At 71.0% G+C, this 19,011-nt stretch carries 15 protein-coding genes and 2 tRNA genes; 6 read left to right on the top strand and 11 right to left on the bottom strand.

Annotated features, from left to right (window positions below; translation table 11 throughout):
• Positions 1-11: 11 nt before the first annotated feature.
• The 6 genes from Sya03_RS09885 to gyrB form a co-directional block, all read right to left on the bottom strand.
• Positions 12-87, bottom strand: a tRNA-Ala gene (locus tag Sya03_RS09885).
• A gap of 10 nt (positions 88-97) precedes the next feature.
• On the bottom strand, positions 98-226 hold the full coding sequence (locus Sya03_RS30915; RefSeq protein WP_239107281.1) for a DLW-39 family protein: 129 nt from the start codon (positions 224-226) through the stop codon (positions 98-100).
• 41 nt (positions 227-267) lie between these two features.
• Positions 268-341: transfer RNA gene (locus Sya03_RS09880), tRNA-Ile, on the bottom strand.
• A gap of 99 nt (positions 342-440) precedes the next feature.
• Positions 441-1,403, bottom strand: coding sequence for a DUF3566 domain-containing protein (locus tag Sya03_RS09875; RefSeq protein WP_203937921.1), 963 nt, complete (start codon positions 1,401-1,403; stop codon positions 441-443).
• Positions 1,404-1,406: 3 nt separating this feature from the next.
• On the bottom strand, positions 1,407-5,081 hold the full coding sequence (gyrA, locus tag Sya03_RS09870; protein ID WP_239107287.1) for an intein-containing DNA gyrase subunit A: 3,675 nt from the start codon (positions 5,079-5,081) through the stop codon (positions 1,407-1,409).
• A 230-nt stretch (positions 5,082-5,311) separates the two neighbouring features.
• Positions 5,312-7,261, bottom strand: coding sequence for a DNA topoisomerase (ATP-hydrolyzing) subunit B (gene gyrB / locus Sya03_RS09865; protein WP_239107279.1), 1,950 nt, complete (start codon positions 7,259-7,261; stop codon positions 5,312-5,314).
• Positions 7,262-7,751: 490 nt separating this feature from the next.
• Between gyrB and Sya03_RS09860 the strand changes: the two genes are divergently transcribed.
• The gene (locus Sya03_RS09860) at positions 7,752-8,330 is read left to right on the top strand and encodes a hypothetical protein (RefSeq protein WP_203937918.1); all 579 of its coding nucleotides are present in this window, start codon (positions 7,752-7,754) and stop codon (positions 8,328-8,330) included.
• Between the two features lie 15 nt (positions 8,331-8,345).
• On the opposite strand, the gene Sya03_RS30910 is transcribed toward Sya03_RS09860, so the two are convergent.
• The 5 genes from Sya03_RS30910 to dnaA form a co-directional block, all read right to left on the bottom strand.
• On the bottom strand, positions 8,346-9,068 hold the full coding sequence (locus Sya03_RS30910; RefSeq protein ID WP_239107277.1) for a DciA family protein: 723 nt from the start codon (positions 9,066-9,068) through the stop codon (positions 8,346-8,348).
• Complete coding sequence (gene recF / locus Sya03_RS09850) at positions 9,052-10,188, bottom strand: DNA replication/repair protein RecF (protein WP_203937917.1); 1,137 nt, start codon at positions 10,186-10,188, stop codon at positions 9,052-9,054. Before recF ends, Sya03_RS30910 begins: the two co-directional genes overlap by 17 nt.
• Before the next feature lie 16 nt (positions 10,189-10,204).
• A complete protein-coding gene (gnd, locus tag Sya03_RS09845) occupies positions 10,205-11,074 on the bottom strand; it encodes a phosphogluconate dehydrogenase (NAD(+)-dependent, decarboxylating) (protein WP_203937916.1) in 870 nt (289 codons plus the stop codon).
• A 40-nt stretch (positions 11,075-11,114) separates the two neighbouring features.
• Positions 11,115-12,248, bottom strand: a complete 1,134-nt coding sequence (gene dnaN / locus Sya03_RS09840; protein ID WP_203937915.1) for a DNA polymerase III subunit beta — start codon at positions 12,246-12,248, stop codon at positions 11,115-11,117.
• 673 nt (positions 12,249-12,921) lie between these two features.
• Positions 12,922-14,880: a chromosomal replication initiator protein DnaA gene (gene dnaA, locus Sya03_RS09835; RefSeq protein WP_203937914.1), complete on the bottom strand. Its 1,959-nt coding sequence runs from the start codon at positions 14,878-14,880 to the stop codon at positions 12,922-12,924.
• A 652-nt stretch (positions 14,881-15,532) separates the two neighbouring features.
• Between dnaA and rpmH the strand changes: the two genes are divergently transcribed.
• The 5 genes from rpmH to Sya03_RS09810 all read left to right on the top strand — a co-directional run bounded on the left by rpmH (position 15,533) and on the right by Sya03_RS09810 (position 18,140).
• Positions 15,533-15,679 carry a 50S ribosomal protein L34 gene (gene rpmH / locus Sya03_RS09830; RefSeq protein WP_203937913.1) on the top strand — a complete coding sequence of 49 codons (147 nt, stop codon included), beginning with the start codon at positions 15,533-15,535 and terminating at the stop codon, positions 15,677-15,679.
• Between the two features lie 33 nt (positions 15,680-15,712).
• Positions 15,713-16,132 (top strand): ribonuclease P protein component, encoded by a 420-nt coding sequence (rnpA, locus tag Sya03_RS09825; protein WP_203937912.1) that lies wholly within the window; start codon positions 15,713-15,715, stop codon positions 16,130-16,132.
• Between the two features lie 44 nt (positions 16,133-16,176).
• Positions 16,177-16,410, top strand: coding sequence for a membrane protein insertion efficiency factor YidD (gene yidD / locus Sya03_RS09820; protein ID WP_203937933.1), 234 nt, complete (start codon positions 16,177-16,179; stop codon positions 16,408-16,410).
• The gene (yidC, locus tag Sya03_RS09815; protein ID WP_203937911.1) at positions 16,407-17,477 is read left to right on the top strand and encodes a membrane protein insertase YidC; all 1,071 of its coding nucleotides are present in this window, start codon (positions 16,407-16,409) and stop codon (positions 17,475-17,477) included. The genes yidD and yidC overlap by 4 nt, the downstream gene beginning before the upstream one ends.
• 81 nt (positions 17,478-17,558) lie before the next feature.
• Positions 17,559-18,140 (top strand): Jag family protein, encoded by a 582-nt coding sequence (locus tag Sya03_RS09810; RefSeq protein WP_203937910.1) that lies wholly within the window; start codon positions 17,559-17,561, stop codon positions 18,138-18,140.
• The last annotated feature ends 871 nt before the right edge of the window (positions 18,141-19,011 follow it).

Raw genomic sequence — 19,011 nt, 5'->3', positions numbered from 1 at the left:
GCGGTGCGTGCTGGTGGAGCCCAGGGGACTCGAACCCCTAACCCCCGCCTTGCAAAGGCGGTGCTCTGCCAGTTGAGCTAGGGCCCCGGGCCGACGACTAGCGCAGGTCGGGGGCGGTGGTGGCCTCGTGCCACAGCGCCCGCTCGTCGCTGGACGCCTTCACCTTCTTCGCCACCATCGCAGCCGCGCCGATGATTCCGGCGACGATCAGGACCTTCTTCCACATGGGGCGATCCCCTTCACGGCCTGCTCTGGGAACTTCGAGAGTGGGGCTAGCTGGAATCGAACCAGCGACCTCAGAGTTATCAGCTCTGCGCTCTAACCGACTGAGCTATAGCCCCCCGCGGCGACGATGAAGGTTACCGCACCCTCACGCAGCCGCCCAAATCGGGGGCAGGGCCGCCGGTGTGGGCAGCCCTGCGTCCGGAGTGGGTCGTGGGTCAGTCGCGCTCCGCCAGGGTCAGTTCGATGCCGCCGACCAGGTCGGCGCACACGTTGTAGATGAACGCGCCGAGCGTGGCGAGGGCGGTGAACAGCACGACGTTGACCGCGCCGATGAGCATCGACGTGCCGATGACGCCCCAGGCGGTGACGGTGAACGGGGTGCTGTTGGCGTTGCCGCCCGCGTTGTTGAGCAGCTCGCCCAGCGTGCCGTTCACGGACTCCCACACGCCCATGGCGTCGAGGGCCAGGTACAGCACCGCGGTGGCGACGACCACGACGATGAACAGGACCACGGAGACGGCGAACGAGAACTTCATCACGGACCAGGGGTCGATCCGCTTGAGGTTCAGGCGCGCGCGGCGCGGGCCGCGGGTGGCGGCCGATGACACGGCGGAGCGGGCGGCGCGGACGGCCTCGGTGACGCGGGCGGCGCCCACGGCCGCGGAGCCGGAGGCGGCACCCGAGATGCCGGTCGTGCCGGGGCGGGTGCCCGTGGCGCCGCCGGGGCGGGTCACGGTCGGGCCGCCCGGACGGGACGTACCCGTCGGGGTGGTGTCCTTCTTCACCGCACCGGCCGCCGTGGCGGCCGCGCCGGCCGCCACGTCCTTGGCGGCGGCGACGGCCTTCTTCGCCTTGGAGACGAGCGGGACCGACGCGGTGCCCTTGGAGCCGGCGCCGTCACCGGCGGGCCGGGCGTCCGGCTTCGCGGCGGTGTCCGGCTTCGCCGAGGCCGCCGGCTTGGCCGCCTCGGACTTGCCGTCGGCGCCGGCCGGCGGCTCGTCCGGCGGCGGCGTCATGCCCGGCGCCCGGGTGAACTTCGGCGACGGCGCGTCGGCGGCGACCGCGGCGCGGCCCACGACCGCGCGGCCGGTCGCCGACTCGCCGTTCTTCGCCGGCGTCTCGTCGACCGGGTTGGCCGGGGCCCCCGAAGCGCCCGACTTCGCCGTTGTCTCCGTCATCAACTAGTCCTCTGCGTCGGGCTCGTCGGCGTTGCGAGCGATGGCCACGATGGTTACACCGTCTGGGAGGTCCATGAGCTTGACCCCCATTGTGTTCCGATCCCGCGTGCGGCGCACCGGCTTCACGGGAGTCCGGATGACACCACCATTGCTGGTGATGGCAAACAGCTCGTCGTCCGGGTTGATCACGAGCGCGCCCACCAGGGAGCCGCGCCGCTCCGTGATCTTCGCGGTCAACACCCCCTTGCCGCCCCGACCCTGCACCGGATACTCCTCGATCGGCGTCCGCTTCGCGTAGCCGCCATTGGTGGCGACCAGCACGTCCATACCTTCGCGGACGACCTCCATCGCCAGCAACTCGTCATTCTCCCCGAAGCGCATCCCGATCACACCGGAAGTGGCGCGACCCATGGGTCGCAGTGCCTCGTCCGTGGCGTTGAACCGGATCGCCTGGGCCTTCTTCGACACCAGCAGCAGGTCGTCGGAGTCGGCGACCAGTGCGGCGCCCACCATTTCATCGTCCTCGCGCAAGTTGATCGCGATGATGCCACCGGAGCGGTTGGAGTCGAACTCCTCCAGCCGGGTCTTCTTGACCAGGCCGTTCTTCGTCGCGAGCACCAGGTACGGGGCCACCTGGTAGTCCGGGATCTCGATGACCTGGGCGATGTGCTCGTCCGGCTGGAACGCCAGCAGGTTGGCCACGTGCTGGCCCTTCGCGACCCGGGCGGCCTCGGGCAGTTCGTACGCCTTCGCCCGGTACACCCGGCCCTTGTTCGTGAAGAACAGGATCCAGTCGTGCGTCGAGCAGACGAAGAAGTGGCTGACGATGTCGTCCTGCCGCAGCGTGGCGCCACTCACACCCTTGCCGCCCCGGTGCTGCGAGCGGTACAGGTCGCTCTTGGTGCGCTTCGCGTAGCCGGTGCGGGTGATGGTGACCACCATCTCCTCGCGGGCGATGAGGTCCTCCATCGAGACCTCGCCGTCGAACGGCACGATCTGCGTGCGCCGCTCGTCGCCCCACTTGGCGACGATCTCGGCCAGCTCCTCGGACACGATCTGCCGCTGCCGCTCGGGCTTGGCCAGGATGTCCTTGAGGTCGGCGATCTCCACCTCGATCTTGGTGAGCTCGTCGACGATCTTCTGCCGCTCCAGCGCCGCCAGGCGCCGCAGCTGCATCTCCAGGATCGCGTTGGCCTGGATCTCGTCGACGTCGAGCAGCCGGATCAGGCCGTTGCGCGCCTCCTCGACGGTCGGCGAGCGCCGGATCAGGGCGATGACCTCGTCGAGCATGTCGAGCGCCTTGGCGAGGCCGCGCAGGATGTGCGCCCGCTCCTCCGCCTTGCGCAGCCGGAACGCCGTCCGCCGGCGGATCACCTCGATCTGGTGGTCCACGTAGTGCCGCAGGAACTGCGCCAGGTTCAGCGTGCGCGGCACCCCGTCGACCAGCGCCAGCATGTTCGCGCCGAACGTCTCCTGCAGCTGGGTGTGCTTGTACAGGTTGTTCAGCACGACCTTCGCGACCGCGTCGCGCTTCAGGACCACGATCAACCGCATGCCGGTACGCCCGGACGACTCGTCCTTGATGTCGGCGATCCCGGTGAGCTTGCCCTCCTTGACCAGGTCGGCGATGCGCTCGGCCAGGTTGTCGGGGTTGACCTGGTACGGCAGCTCGGTGACGACGAGGCTGGTGCGCCCGCGGGCGTCCTCCTCGACCTCGACGACGGCGCGCATGCGGATCGAGCCGCGCCCGGTGCGGTACGCGTCCTGGATCGCCGACTGGCCGACGATCAGGCCGCGGGTCGGGAAGTCCGGGCCCTTGACCAGCGTGAGCAGGTGCTCGAGCGTGGTCTCCTCGTCCGCCTCCGGGTTGTCGAGGCACCACTGGACGGCGGAGGCGATCTCGCGCAGGTTGTGCGGCGGGATCTTCGTCGCCATGCCGACCGCGATGCCCTCGGACCCGTTGATCAGCAGGTTCGGGATGCGCGCCGGGAGGATCGTGGGCTCTTTGGTACGACCGTCGTAGTTGTCCTGGAAGTCGACGGTGTCCTCGTCGATGTCGCGCAACATCTCCATCGCGAGCGGCGCGAGCTTCGACTCGGTGTTGTGGCTGACGAACCCGTTCGTCACGAATGCGTGGTCGTCGGTGTCGACCCGGATGCTGTACACGGCCTGGGTGCCGGCGGCGGTGACGTCCGCCACCTCGGCGTAGTAGAACCGGCCGTCGACCAGCGGCGCCACGACGTCGAGCACGCCCGGCTCGGTGATGTGCGCGGCGATCTCGGCGCCGTCGCGCTCCCACCGCTCGATCCGGTCGACGTTGTGCCGGACCAGCCAGTCCCGCTCGGTCCAGCGGGTGGCGCCGTGCTGCCGGACGAAGTCGCCCACGAACGGCACGTGGTCGCCGGACATGGCGGTGCTGGCCGCCGGGATCGCGCCGAGCGCCGCCTCGAGCTTGGCCTGCTTGCGCCCGAGGAAGCCGACGTGCACCGCGAACAGCCGGGCGTCGCGCCGGTTGGTGATGACGACCTTGAACTCGCCGTTGTCGTAGCGGCACTGCTTCGCGACGACGCCGAACTCGAGCAGCAGCTGCTGCACCTCGTGGGCCAGGCGCTCACTGCGGGTGGAGTAGCTGATCTGGATGGAGTTGCGCGGCAGCAGCGAGGACGAGCCGTCGCCCTCGAACAGCGACTGCAGGAAGGCGCGCTTCACGGCGGCCGGCCCCTGCCACACGAACGACGGCACGAACTTCGCGGCGCTGCGGGCGCCGATCAGCTCGCCGAGGACGCTGCGGCGCAGCGCGTCGAGGTTCTGGACGTCCAGCTCGTGCAGGACGTTGCCGGAGGCGATCGACCGGCGGCTGACGTAGCGGGTGCCGCCCACGGCGATGTCGTAGGCCGACAGCACCCGGGCGAAGTACGCGCCGTCGACGTTGTTGAAGCCGCCGCGGGTGTCCGACGCCCAGCCCTCGCTGACCCAGGCGCCGGCGAGGACGGCCGCCTCGACGTGCTCCAGCATCGGCACGCCGACCTCGTCGGGGACGACGCGCTGCATGACCACCCGGTCGTCCGGGCGGATCTCGTCGAGCAGCTTCCACAGCAGCGTCGGCACGCCGGCGAGATCCACCAGGCAGAGCACCGGGTGGTTGTGGGTGCCGGTCAGCTCGAAGCCCTCGCGGGTGCGCAGCTTGAGCGTCGGGTGCTCGCCGGAGTGGAAGAACTTCGTCGCCCGGACCGGGTCGCCGTTGCGGTCGTAGACCTTCAGGTCGATGTCGGTCTCGGAGTTCGGCTCCGCGCCCGGCACGATCTGGTCGAGGCGCACGGTGCCCAGCGGGGTCCTGACCAGCGTGTCTCCGGTGGCGCAGTAGCGCATCGCGGCCGGCGGGTCGTTGCCGGGGGAGCCGAAGTTGCCGTTGCCGTCGATGAGCGGGTAGCGCAGCGACCACGGCTGGCCCATGCGGACCAGGGCGTCGTAGATCGACGAGTCGCCGTGGGGGTGGTAGTTGCCCATGACGTCGCCGACGACGCGGGCGCACTTGACGTAGCCGCGGTCCGGGCGGAAGCCCGAGTCGTACATGGCGTAGAGGATCTTGCGGTGGACCGGCTTGAGGCCGTCGCGGACGTCGGGGAGCGCACGCCCCACGATGACGCTCATGGCGTAGTCGAGGTAGGAGCGCTGCATCTCCACCTCGAGCCCGACGGGCTCGATGCGGGTGGTGCCGCCGCCGTTGGGCTCCTGCGGCTCGTCGCCGCCGAAGGCCTCGCCTGAATCGCTCACGTTCTGCCCTTACTCACAGTCAAACCCGACAATACGGGACACGACACGCATTTAGCTGTGGATAACCGCTGTGGAAAACCACGAAAGCTGTGCACAACCGGGGGACGCGGTGGCACACACCGCGTCCCGCCAGGTCAGATGTCCAGGAAGCGCACGTCCTTGGCGTTGCGCTGAATGAACGAACGGCGGGCGTCCACGTCCTCGCCCATCAGCACCGAGAACAGCTCGTCGGCCGTGGCCGCGTCGTCGAGCGTCACCTGGCGCAGCGTCCGGGTGGCCGGGTCCATCGTCGTGTCCCACAGCTCGTCGAAGTTCATCTCGCCGAGACCCTTGAACCGCTGGATGTCGTTCGGCTTGCTGTTCGGCTTGGCCTGCTGGCGCAGGGCGATGAGGCCGTCGCGCTCCCGGTCGGAGTACGCGTACTGGGCGTCCTCGCCCTTGCGGTCCCACTTGATCTTGTAGAGCGGGGGCGCCGCCAGGTAGACGTGGCCCAGCTCGACCAGCGGGCGCATGAAGCGGAACAGCAGCGTCAGCAGCAGCGTCTGGATGTGCTGGCCGTCGACGTCGGCGTCGGCCATCAGGATGACCTTGTGGTACCGCAGCTTGGCGATGTCGAACTCGTCGTGGATGCCGGTGCCCAGGGCGGTGATCAGCGCCTGGACCTCGTTGTTCTTCAGCACCCGGTCGATGCGGGCCTTCTCGACGTTCAGGATCTTGCCGCGGATCGGCAGGATGGCCTGGAACTCGCTGTCGCGGCCGGACTTGGCCGAGCCGCCGGCCGAGTCGCCCTCGACGATGAACAGCTCCGACTTCGTCGGGTCGGTCGAGCGGCAGTCGGCCAGCTTGCCCGGCATCGAGCCGGACTCCAGCAGCGACTTGCGCCGGGCCAGCTTGCGGGCCTGCTGGGCGGCGATGCGGGCGCGCGCCGCCTGGGACGCCTTCGTGATGATCATCTTGGCGTCGGCCGGGTTGCGGTCGAACCAGTCGGCGATCTGGTCGTTCGCGATCTTCTGCACGAAGCTCTTCATGTCGGTGTTGCCGAGCTTCGTCTTGGTCTGGCCCTCGAACTGCGGGTTGGCCAGCTTCACCGAGATGATCGCGGCCAGGCCCTCGCGGATGTCCTCGCCCGAGAGCTTCTCGTCGCCCTTGAGGAACTTCTTCTCGGCGCCGTACTTGTTGACGATCGTCGTCAGCGCCGCGCGGAAGCCCTCCTCGTGGGTGCCGCCCTCGTGCGTGTTGATCGTGTTGGCGAACGTGTAGACCGACTCGCCGTACGACTCGTTCCACTGCATGGCGATCTCGAGGGCCATGCCCTCGTCGTTCGCCTCGGCCTCGAACTGGATGACCGTCTTGTGGATCGGGCTCTTGGTGTTGTTCAGGTGCCGGACGAAGTCCGCGATGCCGTTCTCGTACATGAACGTCACGCGGCGCGGCTCGCCGTCCTCGAGGGAGTCGGGGCGCTCGTCGGTCAGGTGGATGGTCACGCCCTTGTTCAGGAACGCCATCTCCTGGATGCGGCGGTAGATCGTGTTGAAGTCGAAGTCGACCGTCTCGAAGATCGCCGGGTCCGGCCAGAACTGCACCGTCGAGCCCGACCGGTCGGTGGGCTCGCCCTTCTCCAGCGGGCCGGGCTTCGAGTAGTCGTACTTCTGCCGGTAGACGTTGCCCGACTTGTGGATCTCCACCGCCATGCGGGTGGACAGGGCGTTGACGACCGAGACGCCGACACCGTGCAGACCGCCGGAGACCTTGTACGCCGTGCCCTCGAACTTGCCGCCGGCGTGCAGGACGGTCAGCGCGACCTCGACGCCCGGCTTCTTCAGCTTCGGGTGCAGGTCGACGGGGAACCCGCGGCCGTTGTCGGTGACCGAGACGCCGCCGTCGGGCAGGAGCACCACGTCGATCGTGTCGCAGTAGCCGGCCATCGCCTCGTCGACGGCGTTGTCCACGACCTCCCACACCAGGTGGTGCAGGCCGCGCTCGCCGGTCGAGCCGATGTACATGCCGGGGCGCTTGCGCACCGCCTCGAGGCCCTCGAGCACGGTGATCGACTCCGCGCCGTACTCCTGCTTCTTCTCTGTCACCCTCGGCCACCCTCTCGCGCCGGACCGTCTCACGACGGCGGCGGCACGCGTACGGCGGGAGCGCGCGGCAGGCGCGCAGCAGCCGTCGCGGGGTGAAAGCTGCCGCGGGGCCGTGCGCGCCGGTCGCCGCGGTGACCCGCGGAACATGATCGGCGAAAACGCCGCGGTCCGTGACCACCCAGCGTCACAGTGTGGCGCTGGTGGACGCAGACCCGCAGCGTTCCCGGTCTGACGTCCATTCTACTGCGCCGGAGCGACCTGTGGGTGAGGCGGCACCCTGTTTCGCGCCTCTGAGACTGCCGTAGCGGCCCGAGCAGTCCTGGCGCGAGTCCCCCCACGGGCGACACGGTGCGCCGCAGATGGCGCGCTGTGCACGCCGACGCGGATCTCCGGGCGCCCCGCGTGGCGGATGCGGACCGCTGCGTGTCGTACTCTCCCGGCGCGGGCCGAGGGCCCCGGCGACGGTCGGCGTGGGAAAGGTGGCGGGGCCATGGGCCTGGACAACGTTGCGGTGCACTGGCCCCGCACGGACCGGTTCTACGAGCCGGTCGCGCCCGCCGAGTTCGTCGACTTCGGGCGGGCCGCCGACGCGCCCGGCGTCGCGGCGCCGACCGCCGCGCTCGCCGACCACATCGCCAAGACCGGTTCGGTACGCGCGACCGCGTACACCGAACTCGTCGACCTGCTGCTGGGCCTCACCGGCGTCCTGTACGCCACCGACGCCGCCGCCGAGGACGAGGATCCGGTGATCGACCCCGACGGCTGCGCGTGGATCGCCGGCGGGCTGGAGCGCTTCGTCGAGGGCCACCGGGCGTACGGCGACCGGGTCACGTTCGCCAGCGTCAGCGAGGTCATGCGCGCGGCGGTGGCCGCCGGGCGCCTCGCCGACCAGCAGATGCGCTGGCTGGAGCAGCGGCTCGCGGCGCTGCGCGACGACTCCGGCAACGACCCGCACTGGAGCTTCGCGCGCACCGAGCTGGCCGTGCTCAGCGGCTTCTACCGGCGCTGCGCCGACCGCGGCTTCGCGGTGTTCGCGGACTACCAGCCGGACCGCCGCCGCCAGCCCTGACCCGCCCGGGGCCGCTCAACCGTACGTGTCGCGCGGGCCGCGGCCCTGCACCCGGCGCGGGCCGCGCTGCCACGACGGCGCGGCCGGCCCGTGGATGTGCAGCTTGGTGACCACGTTGTGGCCGACCTCGGCGGCGATGTTGCGGATCAGCTTCGCGGCGAGCAGGCGCAGCTGGGTGGCCCACGCCGTGCTCTCGGCCTCGACGGTCAGCTCGCCGTTGTCGAGCTTGACCGGGCGGCTGTGCTGGGCGATGTCCGCGCCGACGACGCGCTCCCACGCCCCGAACACGGTCGCCTCGGCGGCGGGCTTCTCCCAGCCGCGCGCCTTCATCAGCCGTTCCAGCACGGCGCCGAACAGCTGCGGGTCGCGCGGGTCGGGCCCGGGACCGCTGTAGCCGCGCAGGCGGCGGCCGCCGCCCGCGCCGCCGCCGGCGCCGCGGCGCTGCTGCTGGCGCAGACCGTCCCTGCGGGCCCTGGCGGCGTCGAGGACGGCCCTGGCGAGCTCGGGACCCTGCGCGCCCGCCGGGGCCCCAGGGACGCCCTCAGCGCCCTTTCCGGCTCCCTTGGCGGCTCCCTTGGCCGCACCGCCGGCCGCGGCGGAGGGGCCGGCGGCGTCGGCAGCGGTCTTCCGGGCGGCCGCGGCGGCGCCGCCCCTGCGAGCCGAGGGCGCGGCGGACCCGGCGGACCCCGCGGGTGGGCCGTCGGCGTCGCGGGCGCGGCGGTCAGGCTGCTGGGGCACGGTGCACCTCTCCCGGCGTGACGTCGTAGCGGGCCCCGCGCAGGGCCGCCGGCACATCCTCCGGCACGGCGCAGGTGACGAGCAGCTGGGCGCTGCCCGAGACCAGCTCGGCCAGCCGTTCGCGGCGGCCGGTGTCCAGCTCGGCGAACACGTCGTCGAGGACGAGCACCGGCTCGATGCCGTCGGCGCGCAGCAGGTCGTACGCGGCCAGCCGCAGCGCCAGCGCCACCGACCAGGACTCGCCGTGGCTGGCGTAGCCCTTCACGGGCAGGTCGCCGAGGGTGAGCGCCAGGTCGTCGCGGTGCGGGCCGACGAGGGTGGTGCCGCGCTCGATCTCGGCGACGCGGCGCTCGGCGAGCCGGTCGAGCAGGGCCTGCTCCAGGGCGGGCCGGTCGGGGGTGAGGCCGTCGCCGAGCCGGGCGGCGTACGCGATCGCCGCCGCGCCCCGGCCGGCCGCCACCGCGTCGTACGCCTTGGCGACGTGCGGCCCGAGCGCGGCGACCAGTTCGAGGCGCCCGGCGAGCAGCTCGGCGCCGTGCCGGGCCAGGTGGGTGTCCCACACGGCCAGCGTCGACATGTCCTGGCTGCGGGTGCCGCCGACCTTGCGGCTCAGGTACGCGGTGCGCAGCAGGGCGTTGCGCTGCTTCACGACCCGGTCGTAGTCGGCGCGCACCCCGGCGAACCGCGGCAGCCGGGCCACCAGCAGGTCGTCCAGGTAGCGGCGGCGCTGGTCGGGGTCGCCGCGGACCAGTTCGAGGTCCTCCGGCGCGAACAGCACCATGCGCAGCGCGCCGAGGATCTCGCGCGGGCGGCGCACCGGGGAGCGGCCGAGCCGGGCGCGGTTGGCCCGGCCGGGCACGATCTCCAGCTCGACCAGCAGTTCCCGGCCGTCGTGCACGATGGCGCACCGGACGACGGCGCTCGCCGCGCCGGCCCGCACCAGGGGGACGTCGGTGGCGACGCGGTGGCTGTCGAGGGTCGCCACGTAGCCGAGCGCCTCGACGAGGTTGGTCTTGCCGACCCCGTTGCGGCCGACGAGGACCGACGGGCCCGGGTCGAGGTCGACCTCCACCCGCTCGTACGAGCGGAAGTTGATCAGCTCGACCCGGCGCACGTACACGGAACTACAACGGCCGTCAGCGCTTGACGGCGTGGCCGCCGAACTGGTTGCGCAGCGCCGCGACGGCCTTCATCGCCGGCGAGTCGTCCTGGCGGCTCTGGAAGCGGGCGAACAGCGACGCGGCGATGACGTTGAGCGGCACGGCCAGCCGCACGCCCTCGTCGACCGTCCAGCGGCCCTCGCCGGTGTCGTCGGCGTAGCCGCGCAGGTTGGCCAGGTCGGGGTCCTCGTCCAGGGCGCGGTCGAGCAGGTCGAGCAGCCACGACTTCACCACGGAGCCCTCGCGCCAGCTCTTGATGACGGCGGGCACGTTCTCGACCAGCTCGGACGCCTTCATCAGCTCGTAGCCCTCGGCGTACGCGTGCATCAGGCCGTACTCGATGCCGTTGTGGACCATCTTCGAGTAGTGCCCGGCGCCGACGGGGCCGGCGTGCGCGAAGCCGAACTGGCCGGCCGGCTTGAGCGCGTCGAAGATCGGCTGGCAGTGCGCGACGTGCTCGGCGTCGCCGCCGACCATCAGCGCGTAGCCGTTGGTGTTGCCCCAGATGCCGCCGGAGACGCCGACGTCCAGGTAGTGGATGCCCTTCGGCTTGAGCCGCTCGGCGCGGGGGCCGTCGTCGCTGAACCGCGAGTTGCCGCCGTCGATGATGATGTCGCCGGGCTCGAGCAGCTCCGCCAGCTGGTCGATGGTGGCCTCGGTGACGCCCGCCGGGACCATGGTCCAGACGACGCGCGGCGCGGACAGCTTCGCCACCATCTCCTGGAGGCTCGCGACGTCGGTGGTCTCCTTGTGGTGGTCGTAGCCCACGACCTCGTGCCCGGCGGCCCTCAGCCGCTCGCGCATGTTGCCGCCCATCCGGCCGAGACCAATCAGGCCGAGCTGCATGGTGTCCCCCTTGAAAGGTTCCGCTTCCTGATGCCCAGTATCAGCGGGTTACCCGGATCGGCATGATCAGATAGCGGTAACCCGGCACGATCTCACCCTCGTCGTCGGCCGGGGCGATGACCGCCGGCTTGAACGCGTCGATGAACGACAGCACCGCGGTCGCCGAGCCCAGGTTCTGCAGGCCGTCGATCAGGTACTGCGGGTTGAAACCGATCGTGAGCGCCTCACCGGTGAAGGTGGCCTCCATGGCCTCGCTGGCGCGGGCCTCCTCGCTGCCGCCGGCCTCGACCACGAGACCGTCGTCGCTGAAGCTGAGCAGCACGGGGGTGGTGCGCTCGGCGACGAGGGCGACGCGGCGGACGACCTCGACGAGGGCGGCGACGGAGACCTTCGCCTGGGCGTTGGACGTGCTCGGGAACAGCGAACGCACCGGTGGGTAGTTCGCGCCGTCGAGCAGCCGGCTGGTCGTCCGGCGGGTGCCGCCGGCGAAGCCGATCATGCCCTCGCCCGCGCCGCCGTGGGCGAGGGCCAGGGTCACCTGCCCGCCGAGCGGGCCGAGGGTCTTGGCGGTGTCGTTGAGCGTGCGCGCGGGGACGAGCGCGTTGATGCTGATGTCGGGGTCGTTCGGCGACCACTCCAGCTCGCGCATGGCGAGCCGGTACCGGTCGGTGGCCAGCATGGCGATCGAGGTGCCGTTGAGCTCGACCCGCACGCCGGTCATCATCGGCAGCGTCTCGTCGCGGCCGGCGGCGACGGCCACCTGGGCGACGGCGGTGGCGAAGGTGGCGGCGTCGATGGTGCCCGCGGCGGCCGGCATCTCGGGCAGGGTCGGGTAGTCCTCCACCGGCATGGTGGGCAGCGTGAAGCGGGCGCTGCCGCAGACCAGTTCGAGGTGCGAGCCGACGGCGGCGATGTCGACCGGCTTGCCGGGCAGCGCCTTGGTGATCTCGGCGAGGAGCCGGCCGGAGACGAGCGCGGCGCCGTCGGCGTCCGCCTGCACCTCGACGTCGACCTGGCTGGAGACCTCGTAGTCGAAGCCGGAGACGTGCAGCCGGCCGTCGGCCACCCGCAGCATCACCCCGGCTAGGACCGGCACCGACGGACGGTTGGGCAGGCTCTTGGCCGTCCACGCCACGGCGTCGGCGAGCGAGTCTCGCTCCACTCGGAACTTCATTGCCTTGCCTCCGGGTCGCTTCTCGTCGGGTGCGGCGCCGCAGGCGCAGCGGACGGCTGCCGCCCCATCGAACTCTATGGTGCCGGGGCTCGGGCCTCGTGCCCGCCCCCGGTGCTGGTTTCTGACTGATGGTGCGGCGGGGCCGGGCGACCGGCCCGTCCACACCATCCCCAACGCTGATGATTGGTTTTTGTTGTTTAAGAGATAAGACTCATCGTCTTCATCGGTGCTGTGCACTCTGTGGAGAACCGGCGTTGTCGCTGGTCAGGACGTTATCCACGTGTGTTTTGGGTGTGGAGAACCGGGGTACAACCACCGGTGCGCATCCACAGTGCCGCCGCCGGCCGCGGTTGTCCACCGTTGCCCACAGGTCATCCACCGGTAATCCACCGGGTTTCTCCCCATGCCTGGGGACAACGTCGAGACGCTACCGTCCCGTTGTCCCCAGAACCTTCAACAGGTTGCGCACAGGCTCCCGGCACCGGTGGACAACGACCTCACTCTGTGTACCCGTCCACATCGATATCCCCAGACTTTGTCCACACCTGGGGGAATCGATGTCCACGCCTGGGGACAAACCCTGTGGGCAACCTGTGGGGACATGTGGACGACGGTGAATCGATGAAAAACGCCGGCCCACACCCTGTGGACCGGCGCGTGACGCGAGCGTGACTCAGGTGTTCTGCTTGATCCGGTTCGTCAGCTCGGCGATCTGGTTGTAGAGCGACCGCCGCTCCGCCATCTGCTGTCGGATCTTCCGGTCGGCGTGCATCACCGTCGTGTGGTCCCGGCCGCCGAACGCCTGGCCGATGCGCGGCAGGCTCAGCTCGGTCAGCTCCCGGCACAGGTACATCGCCACCTGGCGGGCGTTCACCAGCACCCGTGAGCGGGAGTGCCCGCGCAGGTCCTCCAGGCTCACCCCGAAGTAGTCCGCAGTGGACACCATGATCTGGTCGGCCGTGATCTCCGGGCCGGCGCCGTCGGGGATGAAGTCCCGCAGCACCTCCTCCGCCAGCGACAGTTCCACAGTGGACCGGGTCAGGCTCGCGAACGCCGTGACGCGGATCAGCGCGCCCTCCAGCTCGCGGATCGAGCTGGACACCCGCGACGCGATGAACTCCAGCACGTCGCCCGGCGCGTACATCCGCTCCTGCGCGGCCTTCTTCTGCAGGATCGCGATGCGCGTCTCCAGGTCCGGCGGCTGGATGTCGGCCAGCAGGCCCCACTCGAACCGGGTGCGCATCCGGTCCTCCAGCGTCGCCAGCTGCCGCGGCGAGCGGTCCGAGCTGATGACGATCTGCTTGTTCGCGTTGTGCAGCGTGTTGAACGTGTGGAAGAACTCCTCCTGCGTCCGCTCGCGGTTCTCCAGGAACTGGATGTCGTCGATCAGCAGGATGTCGACGTCGCGGTAGCGGCGCTGGAACGCGCTGGTCTTGTCGTCACGCAGCGAGTTGATGAAGTCGTTCGTGAACTCCTCCGTCGAGACGTACCGGACGCTACGCGCGTGCCCCAGCGTCGTGGCGTAGTGCCCGATCGCGTGCAGCAGGTGCGTCTTGCCGAGCCCCGAGCTGCCGTAGATGAACAGCGGGTTGTACGCCTTGGCCGGTGACTCGGCCACCGCCACGCTCGCCGCGTGCGCGAACCGGTTGCTGGAGCCGATGACGAACGTCTCGAACATGTACTTCGGGTTCAGCCGGTTGCCGTCGGCGCCGCCCCGGCTGTCGCGGCCGCGCAGGTCCATCGGCGACCGGCCCGGCCCGCTGTCCGTGCCCCCGCCCGGGCGCGCCGACGGGTTCACGCCCGGCCGGTTGCCCGGGTGCAGGTGCAGGGTGTCCTCGCGCGGCGGCTCCTGGGCGCGCGACTGACCCGGCGGCGGGCCCTGCGGGTGCGGGTTCGCCGGGTGCGGCTGCTGCGGCGGGCGCCGGTCGTTGCCCGTGCGGTGGTCCGGCCGGGCCGACTCCCGGTACATCTCCTCCGCCACCTGGCGGGGGTCCGGCCGCTGCTCGGCGCGCGGCGCCTCCGCCGCCGGCGGCCGGGCCGGCGCGGGGGCCGGCGCCGCGAACAGCGCGTCCTGTCCGTCGCGCGCCTGCGGCACACCCTGGGGGTACGTCGGCACGTTGCCGCCCAGGTGCGGCAGCAGCTGCTGCTGACCCGTCGGGTACTGGCCCTCGCCGGCGTACTGGCCCTCGCCGGCGTACTGGCCCTCGCCGGCGTACGGCTGCGGCGGCGGCTCGGGCGACTGCGGCGGGGCGGGCGGCGGGTACGACGGCGCCCCGTAGGCGGTCTGCGGCGCGTAGTGCGCCGGGTAGCTGGGCTCCTCGGCGGGCGGGCTCGCGCTGCCGTACACCGTGCCCGGGCGGCCCGAGCCGTCCTCGGGCGGGCGCACCGTCACCGCCACCTGGATGGCCCGGCCCAGCCGGCGCGACAGCGCGTCGGTGATCGCCGGGCGCAGCCGGGACTCGATGACGTCACGGGTGAAGGCGTCCGGCACCGACAGCAGAGCGGTGTCCTCGACGATCGCCCGCAGGCGGGTCAGCCGGAGGTACGCGCGCTGCTGCGCCGACACGATCTCGTCGGCGAGCTCGTCCGTCGCCGCGGTCCACACCGCGGCAAGGTCGACCGTGTCGGCCACCGCTCGCGCCACCCCCATCGCTACGTGCCGTCCGGTCGCCGTCCGTGCGGCGGCCGTTTCACGCCGCGTCGCCGCGACCGCGGCTCCCCGACCCCCCACCAGCACCTTCGCGGGCGCTGTCGTGCTCGACACGACTGGGCGTCCACAGGTTATCCACAACCTGTGCACTCACCGTATGCGTGGCTTCCGGCCGGGCGTCCGGCAGGCATCCCCCCGGAGCCTGAACTGGCGCGATCAACAGGCTCACCGTGCGAACGACTGACTGCGTCGTCCGGTTTTGCCCCGGTCAGGGGTGGTGGGTGTCCTGCGCTGACGACCGGCAAACGGGCACGCTAACAGCGCGGCCCACCGCCGTTCAACCGCTGTCCACACCGTCGGGCGCGGCGCGCGAAACAACCGACTCCGCGGCGCCGCGTCCCGGGTTGTCCACAGCCGGGTCGCCCCGCAGGTCAGGGCCCTCGGCGTGCCTCGTTGACCGGTCGGAGGGCGGTCAGTACGGTCGTTCGGCCCGGCCGGCGGGCTCTGCTAAGGTGGGCCTCGTCCGCTGTCCCAGGTAGTTGCCGCGCCCGCGGGGTGCCGGCCGCCGGATAGCATGGAGAGTCGGCCCAGCGCCGGCCGCTCTGGAAACCCCGTACGAAGACGGAGACCGATCGTGAGCAAGCGCACCTACCAGCCGAACAACCGTCGCCGCGCGAAGACCCACGGCTTCCGGCTGCGCATGCGCACCCGTGCCGGCCGGGCCATCCTCGCCAGCCGCCGGGCCAAGGGCCGCGACCGCCTGTCGGCCTCGGAGTCCTGACCGGCGACGGTCGGGGCAGCAGCTCAGGCGTCCGTGCTCGCGTCGGCGCACCGACTGCGGCGCAAGAGTGACTTCGCCGCAGGGTTCCGCACTGGCCGCAGGGCCGGGCGCGGCGCCGTCGTCGTCCACCTGAGCCTGCCCACCGCACCCGACACCGACCAGCCGGCACCCACCGGGGACACACCCCCGGCGCGTGCCGGCTTCGTCGTGTCCAAGGCGGTCGGCAACGCCGTCGTCCGGAACAAGGTCAAGCGCCGCCTGCGGCACCTCGTCGCGCAGCGGCTGCCGGCCCTGCCTCCGGGGGCCACGCTCATCGTCCGGGCGCAGCCCGGCGCGCACGCGAAGGCGTACCCCCAGCTCGAAGCCGACCTCGACGCGGCGCTGGCGGCGGCCCGGCGGCCGCGCCACGGCGGCGGCCGCGCCACCGACCCGCGGCCCGGGGGCCGGCGATGACCGCCCGCACCGACACCCCGGACCGGCTCTCACCTGCCGCCCGCATGCTCCGGCACGGTGTGGTCGCGTACCGTCGGTGGGTGAGCCCGGCGATGCCGGCGCGCTGCCGGTTCTACCCGTCGTGCAGCGCCTACGCCCTCGAGGCGTTGACGCGGCACGGTGCCCTGCGGGGAACCTGGCTGACGTTCCGGCGGCTGCTGCGCTGCCACCCCTTCCACCCTGGCGGGTACGACCCGGTCCCCGGCCGGCCCGCCGACGCATCAGGAGCGCTGAATTGAGTCTCGACTGGATCTACTGGGCGATCTCATGGATCCTCCTGAAATGGCACTCCGCGTGGGATGCCCTCGGCGTCGGCACCGCCCTCGGCACGAGCTGGGACTGGATCCTCGCGATCGTCTTCCTCGTGGTGACGCTGCGCGTCGTGCTGTTCCCGGTCTTCGTCAAGCAGATCAAGTCGCAGCGCGCCATGCAGGCCCTGCAGCCCCAGGTCAAGGCCCTGCAGGACAAGCACAAGGGTGACCGGGAGACGCTCCAGAAAGAAATGATGGAGCTCTACCGGAAGGAGAAGGCCAACCCGCTGATGGGTTGCCTTCCGATGTTCCTGCAGATCCCCGTCTTCATCGGCCTGTTCCACGTGCTGCGCCGCCTCGACCCGGCGAAGAACCCCGAGCTGTACGGCTGGACCTCGGAGCAGTTCTCCAGCGCGGTCAAGGCCACCCTGTTCACCGCCCCCATCCCCGGCAAGTTCGGCTCGTCGGCCGACGAGCTCACCCGCCTGGGCGTGAACAGCGGCACCACCGTGAAGATCATCGCGGGCGTCCTGGTCCTGATCATGATGGTCACCACGTACCTGACCAGCCGCCAGATGATCCTCAAAACCGGCTGGGCCGAGGACCCGCAGCAGAAGATGATCCAGCGCCTGATGCTGTACGGCATCCCGATCTCGCTGCTCGTCTCCGGCGCCATCTTCCCCATCGGCGTGATCATCTACTGGGTGACGAACAACCTGTTCACCCTGGGCCAGCAGCAGTGGGTCCTGCGCAAGTTCCCGCCGCCGCCCATGGCGAACACCGGCTCGTCGCGCACCGGCGGCTCCTCGACCGCCGCGTCCCGCCGCAACGGCACCGCCACCAAGTCGCCGGTCCAGCCCGCCAAGGGCGGCCTCCTCGGCCGCCGCAAGCCGGCCGCCGAGACCGAGCCCGCCAAGCCCGTCATCGACGGCAAGGCGCTCGCCCCCAAGCCCGGCGCGAAGCCCGCCAACCCGAAGAAGGGCGGCGGCGCCAAACCCCCCGCCGGCGGCGCCAAGCCCCCGACGGCCAAGCCGCCCGCCAAACGCCAGGGCTGACGCGCACCCCGAAACCTCTCCCGGGCGCTGCCCGGGAACAGCGGACCCCGCGGGTCCGGACCAGATAACGGAGTTGAGACCGTGACGGACACCAGCACTCCCCACGCCGAACAGCCCGTCGAGGACACCCTCGACGACACGGCGCCGCAGGACTCCACCGACGACGCCGAGGAGGCGAAGGAGTCCGAGGGGGTGACGACGGACAGCGACCTGTTCCGCCAGAGCGAGATAGCCGCCGACTACATCGAGGGCCTGCTGGACATCCTCGACTACGACGGCGACATCGACGAACTGGTCTCCTCGGGCCGCCCGATGGTCGAGGTCGTCGGCGGCCGCCTGCAGCCGCTCGTCGGCCAGCGCGGCGCCACCCTCGAGGCGCTCCAGGAACTCACCCGCCTGGCGATCTTCCGCCAGATGGGCTCCCCGTCCCGCCTCCTGCTCGACATCGGCGGCTACCGCGCCAACCGGCGCAAGGAACTCGGCGCCGTCGCGCGCAACGCCGTGGAGAAGGTCAAGGAGCACGGGGACGAGGTGCGGCTGGAGCCGATGTCGGCGTTCGAGCGCAAGTGCGTCCACGACGTGGTGAACGCGATCTCCGGGGTGGAGAGCGAATCCGAGGGCGTCGAGCCGAACCGGCGGATCGTGGTTCGGCCTGCTGGGTGATCTTTGGGATTTGGGGGTGGCCTGGGCGCTGGTGCGTCCGGGCCATCGCCGTTCTCGGGGGTGGTGACAGCGGCTGTAGTGGTTGGTGGGGCTGATTGCTACGGGTGTTGTTGGTGTGGTTTCTGGGGTTTGCGGTTGTAGTGGGCCTCCTGGTGCCGGCTTTCCTGGCTTGTTTCGGCGGAGGGTCGCGTCTTGGTCGGCTCTGGCGGCTGAGTCTTCGTGGCGAGCGGCTTGGCCTCCTGCTGGGGTGGCTTGTTCGCGGGCGTGGTTGTGGCCCGCGGGCGTCCTGTTGAGGGGCGTCGCTGGGTGGGTCTGACGCTCGATGGAGCGTCGCCGAGCGGCTCCCAGTGGGTCGAGAAGGGCCTCGGAAGCCAGGCTCGTTCAAAGGTCTCGTCGGTGCTGTCAGGCGTGTCAGGGCGTGTGGTCGTCGTTCGCTCGACGCTCGTTGCGATGTCAGGGCTGTGTGCTTTTCGCATGGGGTGACGGCGGTCGCTTGTCCGGGCGGCCCGTTCGGCGTCCTGGCGGCGATCGCGTTGGCGGCTGATCCCCGGTGATCCCTTCGGGCCTTCGGTCCTCTTGGCCAGCCGACCAGGTCTCGGCCGTATCGTTCGCAACCATCAAGTTGCACATTTCTGCTTCACCTATGCGGCGGAGATCCTCTGCGTCAACGTGCGAGCGCTGTCCGCTGTAAGAGCGCGCGCTTCTGGTCACGACTCTCGCTGACGACCGATGTCGGCCACTGCACCACCCGCCCTCGCACCACTCCCACTGCCCGCACCACTCCCGCTTGGGCTACTCCCGCTTGGGCTACTCCCGCTTGGGCTACTCCCGCTTGGGCTACTCCCGCTTGGGCTACTCCCGCTTGGGCTAC

The sequence above is a fragment of the Spirilliplanes yamanashiensis genome (assembly GCF_016863475.1).
Lineage (GTDB): Bacteria > Actinomycetota > Actinomycetes > Mycobacteriales > Micromonosporaceae > Spirilliplanes > Spirilliplanes yamanashiensis.
Note: the sequence above shows the minus strand (reverse complement) of the source record. Positions and strands in the feature narration are given on the sequence as shown.